Raw genomic sequence first — 3212 nt, 5'->3', positions numbered from 1 at the left:
GAGTTTTATTCAGGGGAGGAAGAGAAATGAGACCACGTAGATTTGAGTATTTGATTTCTTATAAGTATTACCATAATAACGGTAATACGGATTGTACGTATTTATTCAATAGTCGTTCGAAACTCAATAGTAGAAAAGATGTCCTAGATTTAATGGATCTATTAAAAGAAAAATGCAATGCTCATACGGTCATAATCAATAACAGTCAATTACTAAGAGAAAAGAGAGCATTATAAAAACTCAACAAAATAATCCTTTGAATAGAAAGTGAGGTTAGAAGAATGGAGAATAACATAAAACTTTTAGGTGATGACGGGATGTTGGGTATGGAGTTTAAGAATAGAACGATTCGTGTTTATAACACAGAAGGCGATGTGATGGAATTACTTTCAACAAAAGAACAGATTCGAGAGGCTATCGATTATTTAAAAGAATGCCAGAAAGAAATGAAGTAATGTTTTAAAGAGTAATCACATCGAACGGAGGGGAACCGTATCGTATGAATCAATTGTCATTTTTTGAAGACATCGATGAAAAGGAGATGCGAAGACTTGTGGTGAAGGAGCTGAAAAACTACAAAGCATTGTGCGTCCGGATGAAGAATCAAGAAGAACGGGCTCAAGCTGGGTGTGTTGTTCTTTTTCCTAAAATGAAAGGTGACGATAAGAATCACGAGATACGTTTTAAACAAATTGAACGGACGTTAAAACATGCACTTGATGAAGATGAACGCAGGATAATTGAGATGAAGTACCTTGGGAATCGGAAGGTTAAGGATTCGTTTGTGTACAACGAATTAATGATAAAGCGAGATACGTTTTATCAGAAGAAAAAAAGCGCTATTCAGTTGATAGCTACAGCTTTGGGGATTATATAGATATGTGTTATTTTGTATATAGAGGATTGGTGTTTTAAATTTAATTTAATGGAGGTATATTTATGAGTTGGATACCAAGTGTGATTACATTATTAGGCACATTAGCGGGCGCTATTATTGGTATAGTTGGTGCTATTATTACTCAGAATAAAAGTTTTAAACGTCAAATCGAGTTAGAGCGAAATAAGTTGGAGTGGAATGAATTACAAAATAATAAAAACTTGAAATTTGAAGTGTATAATGAACTCCTTGAGAAAAATGGAGTAAGTCAAGTAATTGAGCTTGATAGAAATAAACCAATGGATATTTATCAATTCCAAGTAGGAAATTATCTAACATGCATTAGACCAATTTTATTCAAAAAATTCCATGTGTTAGATTCGGATATTCAAGAGAAAGTATTAAGAATTGATGAAGAGATAAGGAGATGCGAATGGTATGAAGATGTAGACGAGGATGATAATAAAGGTTTTCTAGATTTATATAATGCCATTTTAAGAAGAGTCAACGAAGAATATGAAAAGATGAAAATCTCCGGAATCGAATAATTATATATCCTTTAAATATCGACAAAAAAGGGGACAAACTCGAGGACGTTTTTGGGGATTTCTCAAAGCAGAATCAATATTACGCTATACCTATACAGTTCTTTGAAAAAAGAATAGTGTGGGGATAACGTATTTATGCGCTCATAACCAATGATCATAGCCCCTTTATCAAAACGTTACCGGAGAACGGGCAAGGGCGGTAAGAATCCGCAAATAGGACGAAAAGATCAATTACATGTATATATTCAGCCGCGATGCGTGAGTGTCGTGGCTTTTGTGTTTTTTATTGAGTTTAGTATTTTGATGTTAGTTTTAATAAGAGGTATAAATAATCCCCTTTTAGGAATTGGTCTTCAAAGGTTATGTTTTTTATATCTCCATACATAAATGTAATATAATGATTTGTGTCAAGAGTAAAGAAAGAGGGTTTTTGCATTAACATGGCGGAAAGAATAAATTATGGAAAATGTAGCAAACTTTTTAATGAAAATAAAGTAGAAGTATCAAAATAGACGTTTTTTCTTTTTTATATAGAAATTACACATTAAACGTATTTAAATACTGTTTTAGGTATAACATGAATTGATCATCAATGGTACAGATAACGGATATTTTTCTATTTAGATTAGATGTTAAATGTACCGTGAAACTCTTGGAAATACAATGCTGGAAAAATATAATGATATTGGTATATTACAGGAGAAGGCGCAATTGTAGGAGTAAAGGGGATATGCCCAGGTTGCATACCATATGAAGGATGGTGAAGTAAATGTTGCCAAGTCGAAGTTGGAGCTACAACAATCCTCATCGGGAAAGGATTCATAATATAATCACTCCTAAAGTAGTATTCATGTAATAGGGTATGCACTTACTGAATATAGATGTGCATAATCTAGGTCTATAAACATAATAATCAACGGACAGAAAATAGGGTTACTAATCTTATGATGTGTTCATTATGGGTGTTTTATTTTACTATGTAGATAGAACAAACATGTGTATAGTAATTATCGTAGGCGCTACATGATCTGGGTGGCGTCTTGTTTGTTGTTAAGGATAGAATATGATGAATTCTATTTTTAGAGGAGGGAATCATATCTATGGGATGGAATAATAATTTTGGACATTCTCGAGATTGTAATAGATTTTGGGATGATTTAGTATTTTGCGGATGCGGTCGTAGACGAGATTGGTAAAGTCTTTTGAAAGAGTGTGATGAAGAAACGCACTCTTTTTTGTTATGTTTTTAATTAGTACTTATTAACTCGAAGGACGCAGTTTCAATTGGATTTAACATTTTACAAAACAAACGAACACAATGAATAGAAAAAGCAAGAATCAAATGATTCCTGCTAGGTGAAGAGATGTGACTAACATTCCAATAGCGCTAATAAACTCTGGAGAAATGTAAAAATCTGATTTAGATGCGTTTGGTCTCTTGATTTTTAGTTTCATGTTTCTACTCCTTTATATTTAGTTTTTACATGGGTATATACAATTCAGAAGGGAGTTTGTAACAAATAAATGAGAAATATTTTTAAGTAAGATTCATTTAGCGATTTGTGTAAGTAGCGAATACGCTGCTTTTTTATTTTACATAGAAAAAGGAACCGTAATAGGCTCCTTAATTCGATTCAGAAGTTGTGTAGTTTTTCTTGATGATATCTTTTATGTTGATAATTAAGGATATAAGAAATCCAGCAGCTAGGATACCGTTTACCCAGTAATATGTATTCCCTGATGTAAATTTATTATAAAAGGAATTGACATTATAATATAATAAGCCT

The 3212-nt window shown here is 32.5% G+C and carries 5 protein-coding genes; 4 read left to right on the top strand and 1 reads right to left on the bottom strand.

Annotated elements, in window-relative coordinates; all coding sequences use genetic code 11:
• The 4 genes from ABWK52_RS16335 to ABWK52_RS16320 form a co-directional block, all read left to right on the top strand.
• A partial coding sequence (locus tag ABWK52_RS16335; protein ID WP_353772002.1) for a hypothetical protein occupies positions 1–236 on the top strand: 236 nt, incomplete at its 5' end.
• Positions 237–326: 90 nt separating this feature from the next.
• Positions 327–455 (top strand): hypothetical protein, encoded by a 129-nt coding sequence (locus ABWK52_RS16330; RefSeq protein WP_002063172.1) that lies wholly within the window; start codon positions 327–329, stop codon positions 453–455.
• Between the two features lie 44 nt (positions 456–499).
• Positions 500–877, top strand: coding sequence for an ArpU family phage packaging/lysis transcriptional regulator (locus ABWK52_RS16325; RefSeq protein WP_001072809.1), 378 nt, complete (start codon positions 500–502; stop codon positions 875–877).
• Positions 878–939: 62 nt separating this feature from the next.
• The gene (locus ABWK52_RS16320; protein ID WP_084064283.1) at positions 940–1425 is read left to right on the top strand and encodes a hypothetical protein; all 486 of its coding nucleotides are present in this window, start codon (positions 940–942) and stop codon (positions 1423–1425) included.
• Between the two features lie 625 nt (positions 1426–2050).
• On the opposite strand, the gene ABWK52_RS16315 is transcribed toward ABWK52_RS16320, so the two are convergent.
• Positions 2051–2248 carry a hypothetical protein gene (locus ABWK52_RS16315; RefSeq protein WP_001067905.1) on the bottom strand — a complete coding sequence of 66 codons (198 nt, stop codon included), beginning with the start codon at positions 2246–2248 and terminating at the stop codon, positions 2051–2053.
• Positions 2249–3212: the final 964 nt, after the last annotated feature.

Origin of the sequence: Bacillus sp. AP50, from assembly GCF_040492675.1 — a bacterium.
Classification (GTDB): domain Bacteria; phylum Bacillota; class Bacilli; order Bacillales; family Bacillaceae_G; genus Bacillus_A; species Bacillus_A cereus.
This window is presented reverse-complemented; position numbering and strand designations above follow the sequence as displayed.

What these genes read in the sequence shown, in the direction of transcription:
- ABWK52_RS16330 (WP_002063172.1), top strand. Translation starts at nt 327, where the DNA reads ATGGAGTTTAAGAATAGAACGATTCGTGTTTATAACACAGAAGGCGAT.
- ABWK52_RS16325 (WP_001072809.1), top strand. Translation starts at nt 500, where the DNA reads ATGAATCAATTGTCATTTTTTGAAGACATCGATGAAAAGGAGATGCGA.
- ABWK52_RS16320 (WP_084064283.1), top strand. Translation starts at nt 940, where the DNA reads ATGAGTTGGATACCAAGTGTGATTACATTATTAGGCACATTAGCGGGC.
- ABWK52_RS16315 (WP_001067905.1), bottom strand. Translation starts at nt 2,248, where the DNA reads ATGAATCCTTTCCCGATGAGGATTGTTGTAGCTCCAACTTCGACTTGG.